This is a genomic window from Rahnella selenatireducens (assembly GCF_046449555.1).
GTDB lineage: Bacteria > Pseudomonadota > Gammaproteobacteria > Enterobacterales > Enterobacteriaceae > Rahnella > Rahnella selenatireducens.
The window spans coordinates 1-17,767 of the sequence record NZ_JBKEZJ010000024.1 but is presented as its reverse complement, the minus strand read 5'-3'; the positions used below and the strand labels follow the sequence as shown (position 1 = coordinate 17,767).

General features: G+C 51.3%; 16 protein-coding genes, 1 pseudogene and 1 riboswitch. Of the genes and pseudogenes, 10 read left to right on the top strand and 7 right to left on the bottom strand.

Annotation, left to right across the window (positions count from 1 at the left end; all coding sequences use genetic code 11):
• Positions 1–94 precede the first annotated feature (94 nt).
• The 3 genes from argC (at position 95) to argH (ending at position 3,482) form a co-directional block, all read left to right on the top strand.
• Positions 95–1,099 carry an N-acetyl-gamma-glutamyl-phosphate reductase gene (gene argC / locus ACLBVC_RS23160; protein WP_152325037.1) on the top strand — a complete coding sequence of 335 codons (1,005 nt, stop codon included), beginning with the start codon at positions 95–97 and terminating at the stop codon, positions 1,097–1,099.
• Between the two features lie 130 nt (positions 1,100–1,229).
• Positions 1,230–2,003 carry an acetylglutamate kinase gene (argB, locus tag ACLBVC_RS23155; protein WP_410151588.1) on the top strand — a complete coding sequence of 258 codons (774 nt, stop codon included), beginning with the start codon at positions 1,230–1,232 and terminating at the stop codon, positions 2,001–2,003.
• 102 nt (positions 2,004–2,105) lie between these two features.
• On the top strand, positions 2,106–3,482 hold the full coding sequence (gene argH / locus ACLBVC_RS23150) for an argininosuccinate lyase (protein ID WP_410151587.1): 1,377 nt from the start codon (positions 2,106–2,108) through the stop codon (positions 3,480–3,482).
• A 117-nt stretch (positions 3,483–3,599) separates the two neighbouring features.
• On the opposite strand, the gene ACLBVC_RS23145 is transcribed toward argH, so the two are convergent.
• From ACLBVC_RS23145 to ACLBVC_RS23125, 5 genes and pseudogenes are all read right to left on the bottom strand, one after another.
• Positions 3,600–3,989: a hypothetical protein gene (locus tag ACLBVC_RS23145; RefSeq protein WP_410151586.1), complete on the bottom strand. Its 390-nt coding sequence runs from the start codon at positions 3,987–3,989 to the stop codon at positions 3,600–3,602.
• 52 nt (positions 3,990–4,041) lie between these two features.
• Complete coding sequence (locus ACLBVC_RS23140) at positions 4,042–4,557, bottom strand: hypothetical protein (protein ID WP_410151585.1); 516 nt, start codon at positions 4,555–4,557, stop codon at positions 4,042–4,044.
• A 45-nt stretch (positions 4,558–4,602) separates the two neighbouring features.
• A pseudogene (locus ACLBVC_RS24860) lies at positions 4,603–4,959 on the bottom strand (RHS repeat-associated core domain-containing protein); the annotation flags it as partial.
• A 208-nt stretch (positions 4,960–5,167) separates the two neighbouring features.
• Positions 5,168–5,323 (bottom strand): hypothetical protein, encoded by a 156-nt coding sequence (locus ACLBVC_RS23130; protein WP_410151598.1) that lies wholly within the window; start codon positions 5,321–5,323, stop codon positions 5,168–5,170.
• Positions 5,324–5,862: 539 nt separating this feature from the next.
• Complete coding sequence (locus ACLBVC_RS23125; RefSeq protein WP_410151583.1) at positions 5,863–6,624, bottom strand: glutathione peroxidase; 762 nt, start codon at positions 6,622–6,624, stop codon at positions 5,863–5,865.
• 160 nt (positions 6,625–6,784) lie between these two features.
• Here ACLBVC_RS23125 and oxyR point away from each other — a divergent pair, with 160 nt between their 5' ends.
• Entirely contained in the window at positions 6,785–7,708 is a 924-nt protein-coding gene (gene oxyR, locus ACLBVC_RS23120) for a DNA-binding transcriptional regulator OxyR (RefSeq protein WP_410151582.1), read from the top strand.
• Here oxyR and sthA read toward each other — a convergent pair.
• Positions 7,691–9,091 carry a Si-specific NAD(P)(+) transhydrogenase gene (gene sthA / locus ACLBVC_RS23115; RefSeq protein WP_410151581.1) on the bottom strand — a complete coding sequence of 467 codons (1,401 nt, stop codon included), beginning with the start codon at positions 9,089–9,091 and terminating at the stop codon, positions 7,691–7,693. The genes oxyR and sthA overlap by 18 nt on opposite strands.
• Before the next feature lie 212 nt (positions 9,092–9,303).
• Here sthA and fabR point away from each other — a divergent pair, with 212 nt between their 5' ends.
• The 4 genes from fabR to bglB all read left to right on the top strand — a co-directional run bounded on the left by fabR (position 9,304) and on the right by bglB (position 13,385).
• Positions 9,304–9,984 (top strand): HTH-type transcriptional repressor FabR, encoded by a 681-nt coding sequence (fabR, locus tag ACLBVC_RS23110; RefSeq protein WP_410151580.1) that lies wholly within the window; start codon positions 9,304–9,306, stop codon positions 9,982–9,984.
• Positions 9,959–10,318 (top strand): YijD family membrane protein, encoded by a 360-nt coding sequence (locus ACLBVC_RS23105; RefSeq protein WP_410151579.1) that lies wholly within the window; start codon positions 9,959–9,961, stop codon positions 10,316–10,318. The genes fabR and ACLBVC_RS23105 overlap by 26 nt, the downstream gene beginning before the upstream one ends.
• A 311-nt stretch (positions 10,319–10,629) precedes the next feature.
• Positions 10,630–12,216 (top strand): MFS transporter, encoded by a 1,587-nt coding sequence (locus ACLBVC_RS23100; protein WP_410151578.1) that lies wholly within the window; start codon positions 10,630–10,632, stop codon positions 12,214–12,216.
• 29 nt (positions 12,217–12,245) lie between these two features.
• Complete coding sequence (gene bglB / locus ACLBVC_RS23095) at positions 12,246–13,385, top strand: beta-galactosidase BglB (RefSeq protein WP_410151577.1); 1,140 nt, start codon at positions 12,246–12,248, stop codon at positions 13,383–13,385.
• Positions 13,386–13,451: 66 nt separating this feature from the next.
• Here the strand turns inward: bglB and trmA are convergent, their stop codons facing one another.
• A complete protein-coding gene (gene trmA, locus ACLBVC_RS23090) occupies positions 13,452–14,552 on the bottom strand; it encodes a tRNA (uridine(54)-C5)-methyltransferase TrmA (protein ID WP_410151576.1) in 1,101 nt (366 codons plus the stop codon).
• Positions 14,553–14,693: 141 nt separating this feature from the next.
• Positions 14,694–14,967, top strand: a riboswitch (cobalamin riboswitch).
• Positions 14,968–15,036: 69 nt separating this feature from the next.
• Here trmA and btuB point away from each other — a divergent pair.
• Both btuB and murI read left to right on the top strand, forming a co-directional pair.
• Complete coding sequence (gene btuB, locus ACLBVC_RS23085; RefSeq protein WP_410151575.1) at positions 15,037–16,896, top strand: TonB-dependent vitamin B12 receptor BtuB; 1,860 nt, start codon at positions 15,037–15,039, stop codon at positions 16,894–16,896.
• On the top strand, positions 16,841–17,722 hold the full coding sequence (gene murI / locus ACLBVC_RS23080) for a glutamate racemase (RefSeq protein ID WP_410151574.1): 882 nt from the start codon (positions 16,841–16,843) through the stop codon (positions 17,720–17,722). Before btuB ends, murI begins: the two co-directional genes overlap by 56 nt.
• The last annotated feature ends 45 nt before the right edge of the window (positions 17,723–17,767 follow it).

The following is a 17,767-nucleotide window of genomic DNA, read 5'->3' as shown; positions in this document are numbered from 1 at the left end:
ATAATTGTGAATAAAAATACAATAAGCCAGTGCGTAAGGAAACCAGAATAATTATCCGGCTCCTTACCCAAAATTGAGAAGGTGAACAGACCCTATGTTGAATACGCTGATTGTTGGTGCCACAGGTTATGCCGGAGCTGAACTCGCGGCCTATCTGAACCGCCACCCACATATGAACATAACCGGTTTAACGGTTTCAGCGCAAAGTGCAGATGCAGGAAAATTGCTTTCCGATTTGCACCCTCAATTGAAAGGCATCGTCGATCTGCCTGTTTTGCCGCTCAAAGACGTGGCGGAAGCAGCGAAAGGCGTCGATGTGGTGTTTCTGGCGACCGCGCATGAAGTCAGCCACGATTTAGCCCCGCAGTTTCTGGCGGCCGGTTGTGTGGTGTTCGATCTGTCCGGTGCTTTCCGCGTAAGCAAACCGGAGTTCTATACCGAATTCTACGGCTTTGAGCATCAGCATCTCGATTTGCTCGACAAAGCCGTGTACGGCCTGGCCGAATGGCAGGCTGACAAATTAAAAGACGCGCAGCTGATTGCCGTGCCGGGTTGTTACCCGACCGCTTCCCAGTTGGCGCTGAAACCGCTTATCGAAAACGGTTTGCTCAATGACAGCCAGTGGCCGGTGATCAACGCCACCAGCGGCGTCAGTGGTGCAGGCCGCAAAGCCACACTGGGCAACAGCTTCTGTGAAGTCAGCCTCCAGCCTTACAAACTCTTCAGCCATCGCCATCAGCCAGAAATCGCCGAGCATCTTGGCGTGCCGGTGATTTTCACGCCACATCTGGGTAACTTCCCGCGCGGTATACTCGCGACCATTACCTGCCGTCTTAACGCGGGTGTGACGGAGGAGGATGTGGCGGAAGCTTTCCACAATGCGTATCACGACAAACCGCTGGTGCGTCTTTACACCAAGGGCGTTCCGGCGCTGAAAGACGTGGTCGGCCTGCCGTTCTGTGATATCGGCTTCGCGGTGAAAGGCGAACATCTGATTGTGGTAGCGACGGAAGATAACGTTCTGAAAGGAGCGTCCGCGCAGGCTGTGCAGTGTATGAATATCCGCTTTGGCTTCCCGGAAACACAATCCCTGCTTTAAAAACCCGCAGATTGTCAGCAAACAGAAAACACGCATCCCTGAGCGTTTATTCAAACGTTCGGGGATGGTAGATTAAATTAAATCCATTGTTATTAATTAACATAATCAACCGGTCGGGGCGCAAACAGCTATGAATCCGTTAGTCATCAAGTTAGGTGGTGTGTTGCTGGATAATGAAGAAGCACTTGAACGCCTGTTCATGGCGATCGTAGCTTATCGTCAGGAATATCATCGCCCGCTGGTGATCGTCCACGGTGGCGGCTGCCTGGTTGATGAGCTGATGAAAAAGCTGAATCTTCCTGTCGTGAAGAAAGCCGGTCTGCGTGTAACGCCGGCCGATCAGATTGACATTATTACCGGCGCACTGGCGGGCAGCGCGAACAAAACCCTGCTGGCGTGGGCGGTGAAACACCACATTAATGCCGTTGGCCTGTCTCTGGCAGACGGCGGTACGGTCAGCGTGAGCCAGCTGGATGAATCTCTGGGCTTCGTCGGTAAAGCCGAAGCGGGCAATCCGGCGCTGATCAATACTTTGACTGGTGCGGGTTATCTGCCCATCGTCAGCTCTATCGGGATCACCGAAACCGGCGAGCTGATGAACGTCAACGCCGATCAGGCCGCGACGGCTCTGGCGGCGACGCTGGGCGCGGATTTGATTCTGCTCTCTGACGTCAGCGGCATTCTCGATGGCAAAGGCCAGCGCATTCCGGAAATGAGTGCGGAGAAAGCTGAACACCTGATTGAACAGGGCATTATTACTGACGGTATGATCGTCAAGGTTCATGCTGCGCTGGACGCCGCACGTTCTCTCGGACGCCCGGTGGATATCGCCAGCTGGCGTCACGCCGAGCAGTTACCGGCACTTTTTAACGGCGTCGCGATCGGCACACGTATTCTGGCGTAGTTTGCCTTTTGGCAGATTTAAGATCTGGCGCATTTGGTACACACTTTTGTCAGGGCGCAGCGGTTTGCGCCCTTTTGCATAAAAAAATTCAGGAGCAGAAAAATGGCACTTTGGGGCGGACGTTTTACTCAGGCAGCAGATCAGCGGTTTAAAGAACTCAATGACTCACTGCGTTTCGACTACCGGCTGGCAGAGCAGGATATTGTGGGCTCCGTCGCCTGGTCCAAAGCGCTGGTGACCGTGAATGTGTTAACTGCTGATGAGCAAGTTCAGCTGGAAGAAGCGCTGAACATTCTGCTGGAAGAAGTCCGTGCTAACCCGCGCGCTATTTTAGCCAGCGATGCAGAAGATATTCACAGCTGGGTCGAAGGCAAGCTGATCGACAAAGTCGGCAATCTGGGCAAGAAACTCCACACCGGCCGCAGCCGTAACGATCAGGTCGCAACCGACATCAAACTGTGGTGTAAAGCGCAGGTGGTTGAACTGAGGGACGCGCTGCATCATCTGCAACAGGCGCTGGTCGCCACTGCCGAAGCCAATCAGGACGCTGTGATGCCGGGCTACACGCACCTGCAACGCGCACAGCCGGTGACTTTTGCGCACTGGTGTATGGCGTATGTGGAAATGCTGGCGCGTGATGAAAGCCGCCTGAAAGATACCCTGACCCGCCTGGACGTCAGCCCGCTGGGTTGTGGCGCACTGGCCGGTACCGCCTATCCGATGGATCGCGAGCAACTGGCAGGCTGGTTAGGTTTTGCTTCTGCCACCCGTAACAGCCTCGACAGCGTTTCCGACCGCGACCACGTGCTGGAGTTGCTGTCCAATGCCGCGATCAGCATGGTTCACCTTTCCCGTTTCGCCGAAGACCTGATTTTCTTCAACACCGGCGAAGCGGCGTTTATTGATTTATCCGACCGCGTGACGTCCGGTTCTTCCCTGATGCCACAAAAGAAAAATCCAGATGCACTGGAACTGATCCGCGGCAAATGTGGCCGTGTTCAGGGTGCGCTGACCGGCATGATGATGACCATGAAAGGCCTGCCGCTGGCGTACAACAAAGACATGCAGGAAGACAAAGAAGGGCTGTTCGACGCGCTAGACACCTGGATGGATTGCCTGAACATGGCGTCGCTGGTGCTGGATGGCATTCAGGTAAAACGTCCGCGTGCGAAAGAGGCCGCGCAGCAAGGTTACGCGAACTCCACCGAGCTGGCGGATTATCTGGTCGCAAAAGGTGTGCCGTTCCGCGAAGCGCACCACATTGTCGGTGAAGCCGTGGTTGAAGCCATCAAACAAGGTAAAGCGCTGGAAGCCTTAACGCTGGCCGATTTGCAGAAATTTAGCAACGTAATCGGCGACGACGTTTATCCGATCCTTGAACTGCAATCCTGCCTCGATAAACGTGCAGCCAAAGGTGGTGTTTCTCCGCAACAAGTCGCACAAGCCATTGCCGATGCGAAAGCGCGTTTAGGACTGTAGGTTTTCGTCATTTTTAGTTTGATTGCTATATTAATAAACCAGCACCTGTGCTGGTTTATTAAATCTAAAAGGACTTTTTTATAAGAATTAATAATGGTGCCATTTTTTATAAGCGTGCTATTTTTTCATGACAGGCTGTATAAATCCTCCTGAATCAACCAAGAAGCTGAATAACTCAAATTTGTTGTTTATTTTGTTTTTTTTATAAACAAACTCCTCGGCTAAAATATATTTTTCGTAATCGGATACATAAGTTATTTTAATCAGGGAATTGTCCTTTTCTAAACTATATAGGACTCTTGATTTTTCATAGGTTCCTAACATTTTCTTCTTTTCCATCATGAGAATGATGAAACTTCCTTCCGGCATTGCATTTTTGAAATCATTTGACGTCTCTGCATACATTTCCTTTAGGCTATTATCATTGTACTCTGCTTGAAACGTTTTTATTTTAGGTTGTACTTCTTGCATATTTTTACTATCACAGGCTGCGATTGTAAAAATCATGATGATCAATATAAATAGTTTGATACAGCTGTTATAAATTCTCATGACTATCCTAGTCGAAAGCACATTTAGTTGATTGGCTGCAGGTGATTTTCCCTACAAATCCACCGGCACCTAGTCCTGCTCCAAACGAGCCAGATTTGTTGCCTGCACTATCTTTCATTGCTGTTAAACCAAATTTACCCAGCCAGCCCCCGGCACCTCCCCAACCCTCGAGATCGCTTTCTCCGGAAGATACGCTTCCTCCTGATATGGTTCCTGTAAATGCGCCTCCGACCGCAATTCCAATCCCTTCATGTTCGCAAATTGAACGATAGACACATAGATCTACGCCGACTTGAGAACCTATATTTGTTCCAGCAGCGAGGCCATATGAATCATTCCCACCCATAAAGAAATCAAGTGCGTATGATAAATCTACAGAGATAGAACCAGACATTGGTGCATAGTAAGGTCCGGATATTGCTGATAGCGCAGCTTGACGATCACTTTCTGACAAATAACGACCAGCTGATTCTGCCGCCTGACCAGCTTGTGATATGCCAATTCCAAAGCCTTTTAGTCCCAAGGCATCAATTTATTGAACAGGGTTGTTAATGTATATGTACCTGTTTCATCCCCCTCTCAACCCAATCGGATCCTGCGTAATATACCGTCCCTGCATCGGGTCATAATAACGGTGACGGTTGTAATGCAGCGCCGATTCGTCGTCGTAATGTTGCCCCTGCATTCTTACCGGCTGGCGCAGTTTGTACGGGTTAAAAATATCGACCGCGTTGCCCCAAACATCCATCACCGCACTCCATTCCACTTTGCTGGTTTTGTGGTTTATCAGCGCAAGCGGTGTGCCGAGGTGGTCGCAGTGATAAAGGTGATTTTTGCGGATGTCCTTTTCGATTTCATTCAGGCGCAGATGCAGCTCGGTCGGCAACGCGCTGCCGTTTTCCTCTTCGAGCTTTTCCGCCAGCGAGTGGTGGCTGTCTTCCATCCGCGCGTGCTCGGCGCGCAGCAGCGGGACGAAGCTGTTCGGGTGATAAATCGTGTGCAGCTGCGTGTCGCGATTTTCGGTCAGCACCAGCCGGTCACCGTCCCAGCCGAACCAGATGTTTTGGGTTTCTGCTTCGCCCGACTGCGGATTGATTTGTGTGACGTGCTTGCCGATGCGCCGCCCGAGCGGGTCATAGATATAACGCGCCTGCGTCTGAATCTGACCGTCCTCTTCCATTTTCAGACGCGTCAGTCGGTGCACCAATCATCACGCCCAGCGAGCCCTGAACAATCGGGCCACCGATGGCGGCCATATCGCCCTGGCGGGCGGCGGGAAATCCGTTCATCGGTAAGTCCTTTTGGGTAAAGCGTCCGTAGAATGATTGATTTTAAAATGGCGTACTTATCGTTATATTCACGATATAAATACAACAAAATCAATAAGATAAAAGGAGATAAACTTTAAAAGGGATGTGCGTTGTGAGGCGGTTTACAAGCTCGCCATTTCGCACGTTCTGGGGCTTTGCGTCAGAACCTCACAATCTTTTTTGTCAACGGCACGTCCACCCTCAATTCTAACATCGCTCAAACCCGGAACATAAATTCCAGCTTCCAGTGGCTGTAAGTTTTGCGAACTGAGATCGCTGAAACAAAAAAATGGCGGGCACTAAGCCCGCCGAAAGTTCACGTAGTCTTGCCCGTCATACTTCGAGTCGCAGATGCGTTGGCTGCTCTCAATCCCCCGAATCACTTACCTGAGTAAGCTCATCGGAGGCTTTCGGTTGCTGCCTTACTGCAACGCGAATTATTTAGGGCCTCGTACTGCTTTTTTTGTTGGTAATGCAGGGATTATCGTCTGACTTCTTACCGCTGTTTGCGGTGAAACTTATTGTGCAACTTCGCACACTTCTTGTGTTTCTGAATGCAGGTAAACGTCCAGATCGTCGCTTCCGCCGATGTGGCGTCCACCGATAAAGACTTGCGGCACGGTGGCGCGGCCGGTAACAGCACGCAGGCTGACAGTGGTGGCGTCTTTGCCCAGTACGATTTCCTCATACTGAATACCGCGTTCCTGCAACATCTGTTTGGCTTTGGCACAGAACGGACAGCCCGGTTTGGTGAATACGGAGACCGATTCCTGCACTTTGTATTCTGGTGCCAGGTATTTCAGCATTGTGTCTGCATCTGATACTTCAAACGGGTCGCCCGGCTTGTTTGGCTCAACGAACATTTTCTCGACCACGCCGTTACGTATCAGCATGGAATAACGCCATGAACGCGGACCGAAACCTAAATCCGCTTTCTCGACCAGCATGTCCATGCCTTTGGTGAATTCACCGTTGCCGTCCGGAATAAAGGTAATGTTCGATGCCTTCTGCTCTGATTTCCAGGCATTCATCACGAACGTGTCGTTAACAGAGACGCACAGAATGCTGTCGACGCCGTGTTGTCTGAACACGGGTGCCAGTTCGTTGTAACGCGGCAGATGGCTTGAAGAACAGGTCGGGGTAAATGCGCCCGGCAGTGAAAACACAATCACTGTTTTGTTTTTGAACAATTCATCGGTGCTGAGATCTACCCACTGATCGCCCTGACGGGTGTGAAAAGTAACGTGCGGTACGTGTTTCCCTTCCTGGTTTGCAAACATGAATAACCTCTTAATTAATCGATATAATATGAATTATTTACGGCTGTGCCGTTTCGTTGGAAGGCATTATTCACGATAATGGTTGATAGATATAATCGTTGATTGCTATCTTATCTATCGTTATCGGCTATCGCATTGCCTTATAGGGACTGGAGGAAAAATGAACATTCGTGATTTAGAGTATCTGGTGGCACTGGCAGAGTTTCGTCATTTCCGTCGTGCAGCAGATTCCTGCCATGTCAGCCAGCCGACGTTAAGCGGGCAAATCCGCAAGCTGGAAGATGAACTGGGCGTGATGCTGCTTGAAAGAACCAGTCGTAAGGTGCTTTTTACACAAGCCGGTTTACTGCTGGTGGATCAGGCGCGCACTGTGCTCCGTGAAGTGAAAGTCCTCAAAGAGATGGCCAGCCAGCAGGGCGAAGCGATGTCCGGGCCGATGCATATTGGGCTAATTCCTACTGTCGGGCCTTATCTGTTGCCGCAAATCATTCCTTCACTGCATAAAACATTCCCTAAACTCGAAATGTATCTGCACGAAGCGCAAACCCATCAGTTACTGGCGCAGCTCGACAGTGGAAAACTCGATTGCGCAATTCTGGCGCTGGTCAAAGAAAGCGAAGCCTTTATTGAAGTGCCGCTGTTTGATGAGCAGATGAAACTGGCGATCTACGACGATCATCCGTGGGCATCACGCGATCGCGTGGCGATGGCGGATCTGGCCGGTGAAAAATTGCTGATGCTGGAAGACGGGCATTGCCTGCGAGATCAGGCACTTGGTTTTTGCTTCCAGGCGGGGGCGGATGAAGATACGCATTTCCGCGCAACCAGTCTGGAAACGCTGCGTAATATGGTGGCGGCGGGAAGTGGCATTACGTTACTGCCTTCGCTGGCCGTGCCGAATGAACGCAGCCGCGATGGCGTCACCTATCTGACGTGTGACAAACCGGAACCCCGCCGCACAATCGCGCTGGTATATCGTCCCGGTTCGCCACTGCGTGGGCGTTATGAACAACTGGCCGAAGCCATCAAAGAGCACATGCAACCTTATATGGATAAAGCCGCGGGATTAAAAAAGGCGGTTTAATCCGTTCAGTGCCGCCACGCGATAAGCTTCTGCCATGGTCGGATAGTTGAAGGTCGTATTAACGAAATACTCGATAGTATTGCCTTCGCCTTTCTGTTCCATGATGGCCTGACCGATATGGATAATTTCCGCCGCACGCTCTCCAAAGCAGTGAATACCCAGAATTTCTTTGGTATCACGATGGAACAGCAGTTTGAGGCTCCCCACATTCATTCCGGCGATTTGCGCGCGTGCCAGATGTTTAAACTGCGCGCGGCCCACTTCGTAAGGCACCTTCATGGACGTCAGTTCCTGCTCGGTTTTACCGACGGAGCTGATTTCAGGAATGGTGTAAATGCCGGTCGGAATGTTTTCGATCAGATGCACCTTCGCTTCGCCCTGAATCATCGCCTGTGCGGCAATGCGACCCTGATCGTAAGCCGCTGAAGCCAGACTCGGATAGCCGATGACGTCGCCAACGGCATAGATATGCGACAGCGCCGTCTGGTACATGCTGTTTACTTTGAGCAAACCGCGGCTGTCGGCTTCCAGACCAATATTTTCCAGACCCAGTTTGTCGGTGTTACCGGTGCGTCCGTTAGCGTACAACAGCGCGTCAGCTTTCACTTTCTTACCGGATTTCAGGTGCATGATCACGCCGTCTTCCACGCCTTCAATCATCTCGAATTCTTCGTTGTGGCGGATGACCACACCGTTATTCCAGAAGTGATAAGACAGCGCGTCTGACATTTCCTGATCGAGGAAAGACAGCAACCGGTCACGGGTGTTAATTAAGTCCACTTTTACGTTAAGACCGCGGAAGATAGACGCATATTCGCAGCCGATCACGCCCGCGCCATAAATAATGACGTGGCGGGGTTCGTGGCTCAGTTCGAGGATCAGGTCGCTGTCATAAATGCGCGGATGGCCAAAATCGACGTTGGCCGGACGGTAAGGACGTGAACCGCAGGCAATCACGATGTTGTCGCCAGTGATTTGTTCGTGTGTGTTATCGGCGTAGCGGATGTTGATGGTATTGGCATCGACAAAACTGGCGTCGCCGGAGAACAGCTGGCACTGGTTTCTTTCGTAGAAACCCTGGCGCATTCGGGTTTGCTGATTAATGACGGAATCTGCGTGACGCAAAATATCCGGGAAACTGGAGCTCAGGGTGCGGGAGTTATCACTGTAGAGCGGGTTTTGATTAAATTCGATGATTCTGCTGACGGCGTGACGCAGTGCTTTGGAAGGGATGGTTCCCCAGTGAGTACATCCGCCACCGACGTTGTTATAGCGTTCGATGACAGCAACCCGGGCGCCTTGTTTAACCAGTCCCATCGCGGCGCCTTCTCCGCCAGGGCCTGAGCCGATGATGATGGCATCAAAATGTGAGTGCTGTGGCATAGTTCGAAACCTATTTTTATACAAAATCACAACGAGAAAGTAACATATTACACCTAATTACCCCACATGCAGTTGTCATTTAATGGTAATGCAGCAACATTCTGACCCACATTATGCTGCGGTATCTATGGCTCCGCCCGGTAAAAATTTTGGTATAGTGAAGCGATAACGGGCGAATAATCAAAAAGAAGAAAATTATCCGGATGAGTGTTATGGGCGTTAGAGCACAACAAAAAGAGCGTACGCGTCGCTCACTGATTGAAGCGGCTTTCAGCCAGCTCAGTGCCGAGCGCAGCTTTGCCAGTCTGAGTTTGCGTGAAGTGTCCCGTGAAGCGGGCATTGCGCCGACGTCCTTTTACCGGCATTTCCGTGACGTGGATGAACTGGGTCTGACGATGGTTGATGAAAGCGGTTTGATGCTGCGTCAGCTGATGCGTCAGGCGCGCCAGCGTATTGCCAAAGGCGGCAGCGTGATCCGCACGTCGGTTTCGACTTTCATGGAGTTCATCGGAAACAACCCCAACGCCTTTCGCCTGCTGTTGCGCGAACGTTCCGGTACGTCATCGGCGTTTCGTGCGGCCGTCGCCCGTGAAATTCAGCATTTTATTGCGGAACTTGCCGACTATCTGCAACTCGAAAACCATATGCCGCGCAGTTTTACCGAAGCACAGGCCGAAGCGATGGTGATCATTGTTTTCAACGCCGGTGCGGAAGCGCTGGACGTGGATCTCGCACAGCGTCGCCAGCTGGAAGAGCGTCTGGTGTTGCAGCTGCGCATGATCTCTAAAGGTGCGTATTACTGGTATCGCCGGCAGCAGGAAAGAACGGCGGTGACTCCTATTAACAATAAGACCAGAGGTAAAGAAGATGACCGAACAAGCGAACCAGGATAATGGCACTCTGGTTTTGGCTTTGATTGCCGGACTGACGATTAATGGTACTTTCGATGCGTTATTCAGCTCAGTCGTCGCGTTTTCGATATTCCCGATAATCGCGCTGGTTTTATCGGTGTATTGCCTGCATGTTCGCTATCATAAAGGCGAAATGCCCAAAGGTTTGCCGGTGCTGGCCGCGGCCTGTTTTCTGCTTGGATTACTGCTCTACAGCACGTTCGTCCGCGCGGAATACCCTGAGTTAGGGTCGAATTTTCTGCCATCGCTGATTTGTGTGGCGCTGGTCTTCTGGATCGGTCTGAAACTGAAAAAACGAAAATCAGCGGCGCAGTAACCGACTCATTCCTATGCAAAATCAGGCAGCCTTCGGTTGCCTTTTTTATGCCCTGCACCAGACGGTAATCTTTCTGTTCTCTTCTTCGTTCATCATTTTATGAACTGTCATTTCATAAATATCAAACCTATGTTCAATATTTAGATATTGATCGTCCACTTCTTTATTTCTTTGCCATAAAGTCTGTCTGAGTGGCAAAAATCAAAAGGTTTTCATTCGGGCTCCTCGCTAATTTGAATCATGGGCAAACGAAACATTTTCGTTCGCATTCAGCCTACGCCTATAGGTGATTTAACAGAGGCAAGACGGCAATGAAAACACGTAAGATCGGATTCTTTAATTACATCGCCTACGGGTCTGGCGATTTTCTGGGGGCGGGCACGACGGCCCTGACTGCGGCGTGGCTGCTCTATTTCTACACCACGTTTTGCGGACTTTCGCCCATCGAAGCGACCTTTATCTTCGCCACGGCGCGTGTACTCGACGCCGTGCTCAGCCCGTTAATGGGTTATCTCACGGATAACTTTGGTAATACCTGGCTCGGCAAGCGGTTTGGTCGCCGTAAGTTCTTTATTCTGCTCGGTATTCCTTGCGTGTTCAGCTACAGCTTTATGTGGGTGGGCGACATGGGATACGCGTATTATCTGCTGACCTATCTGCTGTTCGATATCGTTTACACCATGATTCTGGTGCCGTATGAAACGCTGGTGCCGGAAATGACCGACGATTTCAAACAGAAAACTAAATTCTCCGGGGCCCGTATCGCGCTGGCCCAGCTTTCTGCCATTCTCGCCGCTTTCCTGCCCGGCATTCTGTTGCAGCATTTCGGCAAAGATAACGCCATTTCCTTCTTCTATTCGAGCCTGGTTTTTGCGGTGATCTGCGCCTTCGTGCTGACACTGGTGTATTTCTTCACCTGGGAACGGCCGGAAGAACTTAAATCTGAAGCCACGAAGAAAATTGAGCGCGAACGCCAGCAACTGACGCTGGTGCAAAGTCTGAAACGCCTGAAAGTAGAACTCTCCTCGACGCTGCGTATCAAAATTTTCCGTCAGCATCTGGGTTTATATCTCGGCGGGTATATTGCGCAGGACGTGTTTAACGCCGTCTTCACGTATTACGTGGTGTTTGTGCTGATGCAAAGCGCTGCGATTGCGTCCAATCTCATGGGCATGATGGCGATTCTGCAATTCGTGGCGGTTATCGGCATGATCCCACTGTGTATCCGCTTCGGACCAGCACCGTCTTATCGTCTGGCCGTCACGTTATTCGGGCTGGCGGCGATTTCTTACGGCGTGCTGTATTACACCGGAATGAACGATTCGATGTCCTTACTGCTGCTGATTTCCGCGCTGGCCGGGCTCGGGCGCGGCGGGATCAACTACGTGCCGTGGAATATCTACACCTATATTGCCGATGTCGATGAAACCATTACCGGTCAACGCCGCGAGGGGATTTTCGCCGGTGTGATGACGCTGACACGTAAAGCTTCGCAGGCCGGTGCTGTGATGCTGGTGGGAATTATCCTGCAACTCGCCGGATTTGTTTCCGGGCAGAGCCAGCAGGTTCCGTCTGTCGGCCACACCATTCTCGGCGTTCTGGTGATCGGTTCACTGCTGATGCTCAGCATGGGCTTCATCATTTCACTTTTCTTCCGCCTCAATCAGAAAACGCACGGCGTGCTGACCCGCGAAACGCAGAAAATGCGTGACGCGAACCGCATCGTGCCTGAGCAAATTACGCCGGAAGACCGGGCGACCGTCGAAATGCTGACAGGGATGAAATACGAATCGCTGTGGGGCAACAACAATATTGGTTATCTGCATCGTCATAATCCGCCACCTGAAAAGCTGACCCGTGAAAATGTCGCCGAAATTCCGGCACAGGGACGTTTGTAATTTTGGTGAACATTTATCAGGAGAACATCATGAAAGTTTTTGAAGTGAAACACAGTGCGCTTTTACGCCAGCCGGAACATTTCATTTCGCGCAATGAACTGAAAGCGCTGATCCACAACGTGACGGACAATCTGGTGAATATCGAAGATAAAACCGGTGAGTTCCTGTTGCGACTCGACGATGGTCGCGTCATTGACACCAAAGGCTGGGCGGGCTGGGAATGGACGCACGGCATCGGGCTTTACGGTATTTATCAGTATTATCAGCAGACCGGCGATGAGAAAATGCGGGCGGTGATTGACGACTGGTTTACCGCGCGTCTGGCGGAAGGTACGCCGACGAAAAACGTGAATACCATGAGCCCGTTCCTGACGCTGGCATACCGTTATGAAGAAACCGCTAATGCGGCATGGCGGCCGTATCTGGAACGTTGGGCGGAATGGGTAATGTATGAAATGCCGCGCACTGATAAAGGCGCGATGCAGCACATCGTTTATAACAACGAAAACCATCAGCAAATGTGGGATGACACATTGATGATGAGCGTGTTGCCGCTGGCAAAAATCGGGAAACTGCTGGATCGGCCTGAGTTTGTGGAAGAAGCGACGTATCAGTTTCTGGTTCATGTTCAGTATCTGATGGATCGTGAAACGGGCCTGTGGTTCCACGGCTGGACGTTCGACGGGCATCATAATTTTGCGCAGGCGCGCTGGGCTCGCGGAAACAGCTGGCTGACGATTGCCATTCCTGAATTCCTTGAACTGGTGGATTTACCGGAAAATAACGCGACCCGCCGCTATTTAATACAGGTGCTGGAAAGCCAGGTCAGCGCGCTGGCGAAATGTCAGGATGACAGCGGTTTGTGGCATACGCTGCTCGACGATCCGCACTCTTATCTCGAAAGCTCGGCCACCGCCGGTTTTGCCTACGGAATCTTGAAAGCGGTGCGTAAGCGTTATATCGATGCGTCTTATGCGACGGTGGCGGAGAAAGCGATTCAGGGCGTGATCAAACACATCAATCCGGCAGGAGAGCTGACGCAAACGTCCTTTGGCACGGCGATGGGTTCTGATCTGGATTTCTATCGTGAAATCGCGCTGACGTCCATGCCATACGGGCAGGCGATGGCGATCCTGTGTCTGTCAGAATACTTGCGGGTTTACCTCTGAGACTGACGGAACAGAAAGAGAAACGGGCACGCGGAGGTGCCCGTTTTCATATCTAACGTAGCTGAATCAGATTTTTTCCAGCAGAACGCCGGATTCCATATGGTGCGTATACGGGAACTGATCGAACAACGCCAGACGTGTCACGCGATGTGTCTGGCTCAGGATTTCCAGATTTGCACACAGCGTTTCCGGGTTGCAGGAGATATAAAGGATACGTTCGTAGCCCTGCACCATTTTCACGGTTTCATCATCCAGGCCGCTGCGTGGTGGATCGACGAAAATCGTGTTGCATTCATATCCGCTTAAATCCACATCCTGCAAACGACGGAATTCACGCACGCCTTTAAGCGCCTGAGTAAAATCTTCTGCCGCCATGCGGATAATCTGCACGTTATCGATATGGTTTGCCGCAATGTTGAACTGTGCTGCTGCGACAGATGGTTTGGCGATTTCGGTTGCCAGCACGCGGCGGAAATTGCGCGCCAGAGCCAGTGAGAAATTGCCATTGCCGCAATACAGTTCGAGCAAATCGCCGGTAGAATTTTCCGTGGCCTTCAGTGCCCATTCCAGCATCTGAATGTTCATCTCAGCGTTTGGCTGGGTGAAGCTATTTTCCACCTGACGATAAATCATATCGCGCCCGCTAACCGGCAGAACTTCATCAACATAATCCTGATCCAGCATGATTTTAGTTTTAGCGGCACGGCCAATCAGTTGAATGTCAAAACCGTCGGCGCGAAGCTGGTCACGCAGGATTGTCGCGGACTTCTGCCATTCTTCATCAAGTTTACGGTGGTAGAGCAGCGATGCGATGATTTTGCCGCTGCGGGTCGAAAGATAGTCGATCTGGAAGATCTTACGGCGGAGCGCCGGATCTTGTTTCACGGCGCTGATCAGCACCGGCATCAGACGGTTAATCAGCTCGCTGGCCGCCGGGAACCGGTCCACGCGCACACGGGCTTTGGTCTGCTGATCAAACATTATGTGGTACAAGTCGCCTTCATCATGCCAGACGCGGAATTCGGCACGCATGCGGTAATGGCTGACAGGAGAACGAAAAACGTCAGGCTGCGGCGCATTAAAAGGCAACATCATCGCCGTGAGACGTGCGGTCTTTTCCGCCAGCTGGTCGTCATATTGTTCAATGGGCAGATTTTCAGGCGTCATCGGTTATCTCGTCTAACAAGGAATAAATGGGCGAACTTTGCGGGGGATTGTAGGGAATGTCCTCATTATGTCCAGTCCTGTCGTCTTTTTAAGGGCAACGCCGTTTCCCAACGATGGATGTCTGGATTTCCAAATGGGTTGATCGTAGGATTGCCCATCGGCCTCATTGACTGAGTTAAAAGGGAATCCGGTGTGAATCCGGAACTGGCGCGCAGCGGTATGGGGAAATCACGGCGATAGCATTCTTTATTATGCAGACACTGTTTTCTTCTTCTTTATATAGATAAGAAAGAAGGAATGGGAAGTCATCGCCCGGTGCAGGTATTTCAATTACGCCTCTTGTCATGAATAAGACGTGTAGTGAATCAGCCTGCAAATCCTAAGTCCGAAAACCTGCCGATATTACGTCGCATTGTTCACTGTCGTCGCGAAAACGACAGCGTCTTTCTGCGGCATCCGCCAATTAAGTTTGGATGCTCGATTCATGACAATTAAAAAGCATGTGCTGCTGACGGCATTATCCGTCACGGCTTTTTCAGGGTGGGCGCAAGACAGCACTTCCACAAACAGCAGTGATAACCTTGTCGTCACGGCTAACCGTTTTCCACAGCCAGTTTCTTCTGTATTAGCCCCGACAGATGTCGTGACGCGTGAAGATATTGACCGCTGGCAGTCAAAATCTGTTGCAGATGTTCTTCGCCGTTTACCGGGCGTGGATATTGCTCAGAACGGTGGAATGGGGCAGCAGACGTCTTTATTTGTTCGCGGTACCAATTCCAGCCACACTTTAGTATTAATCGATGGCGTTCGTCTGAATCAGGCCGGTATTTCCGGTTCTGTGGATATCAGCCAGATCCCGCTTTCACTGGTACAGCGCATTGAGTTTATTCGCGGGCCGCGTTCAGCGGTGTATGGCTCTGATGCAATCGGCGGCGTTGTTAACATCATTACGACGCGCGAGAAAGACGGCACCACGCTCGGCGCGGGTATCGGCTCAAATGGTTATCAGAACTACAACGGCTCCACGCAGCAGAAGCTGGGTGAAAACACCACAGTGACGGCGGCCGGCGATTACACCTATACGCGCGGCATTGATGTTGTAGCCGATGGCAATAACGGCGGCGTGCCACAGCCTGATCGCGACGGCTTTATGAGTAAAACGCTCTATCTGGCGCTCCAACATCAGTTTAATGATGATATCAGCGGTTTTGCGCGGGCTTACGGTTATGACAACCGCACCGCGTACGATGCGTATTACACGCCGGGCAGTGCGCTTATCGATACCCGCCAGCTTTACAGCCGAACGTACGATACCGGTCTGCGTTATCAGAACGGCATTTACGCCACGCAGTTAACCGGCAGCTATAGCCACGTCAAAGACTATAACTACGATCCGAAATACGGCCCGTACGACTCCTCTGCTTCACTCGATGACTCCGATCAGTACAACGTGCAATGGGGCAATACCCTTCAGGTATGGAAAGGGGAAGTCAGCGCAGGTCTGGACTGGCAGAAACTCACGACTGAGCCGGGCACCAGCTATCTGGCTGATGGCTATGATCAGCACAACACCGGTGTTTATCTGACAACACAGCAAAAAATCAGTGATTTCACGCTGGAAGGTGCGGTGCGCAGTGATGACAACTCGCAGTTTGGTCAGCACACAACCTGGCAAAGCAGTGCAGCGTGGGAATTCATTGATGGCTATCGTCTGATTGCTTCCTACGGGACGGCATACAAATCGCCGAACCTGAGCCAGCTTTACAGTTTCTACGGTGATCCTGATCTGAAACCGGAAGAAAGCAAGCAATGGGAAGGGGGACTGGAAGGTCTGACGGGGCCGCTGAACTGGCGTTTGTCGGCATATCGTAACGACATCGACCAGATGATTGATTACAACAGTTCGACTAGTCGTTATTACAACGTCGGCAAAGCCACCATTAAAGGGGTCGAATGGACCGGTTCATTCGATACTGGCCCGTTGCAGCACCAGATTACCCTGGAATACCTCGATCCGCGTGATGCGCAGACCAACGAGATTCTGGCCCGTCGTGCCAAGCAGCAGGCGAAATACCAGATTGACTGGAATATTGCTGACATCGACTGGTCAATCAATTACCAGTATCTGGGACAACGTTACGACACTGACTATGGTTCGTATCCTTATCAGACGGTTAAACTGGGCGGTGTCAGCCTGTGGGATCTCGCCGCTTCATATCCGGTCACCTCACACCTGACAGTTCGTGGTAGAATTGCCAACCTCTTAGATAAAGATTACGAGACGGTTTATGGCTACGAAACACCAGGACGTGAGTACTATCTCTCTGGAAGCTATACCTTCTGATACAACACGAGTCCCTGACCGCCCGACGGTGCTGGTTTTCGATTCCGGCGTCGGCGGGTTGTCGGTTTATCATGAGGTCCGGCAGATGTTGCCGGATCTGCATTACATCTATGCCTTCGATAATGTGGCTTTCCCTTACGGTGAAAAGTCCGAAGAATTTATCGTTGAGCGCGTCGTCGAGATTGTCAGCGCCGTCGCGAAACGGCATCCCCTCTCTATTATTGTCATTGCCTGTAACACGGCGAGCACCGTTTCTCTTCCTGCATTACGTGCCAAATTCAGTTGCCCGGTCGTCGGCGTTGTCCCGGCTATCAAACCTGCGGCGAAATTAACGCGTAACGGGGTCGTCGGATTGCTGGCAACGCGCGCAACGGTTCAGCGTCCTTATACGCATGATCTGGTGGAACGGTTTGCAACGGATTGTCAGATTTTGATGTTGGGCTCAGCCGAGCTGGTCGAACTGGCGGAAGCGAAGCTGCATGGCGAAGAAGTTTCACTGGCTGCGCTGAAGAAAATCCTGCATCCGTGGCTGCGTTTGCGCGAACCGCCGGACACTGTGGTATTAGGCTGCACACATTTCCCGCTGCTTTCGCAAGAGTTGTCACAGGTTTTGCCCGACGGCACGCGTATGATCGACTCCGGTTCTGCGATTGCACGCCGCGCACATTGGTTAATTGAGACCTCCCATGTCCCGATTCCGGGAAAAAAACCAGAAGTTGAAATAGAGAGTGTGGCGTATTGCATGGCGATGACGGAGGAGGCACAAAGTTTGCTGCCTGTTTTACAGTCATATGGCTTCAGAAGTATCCAGGAATTACCGCTTTAAACGTCATTTGATGAAAGATTCAGCGGTTAGTAAATTATTTGTATT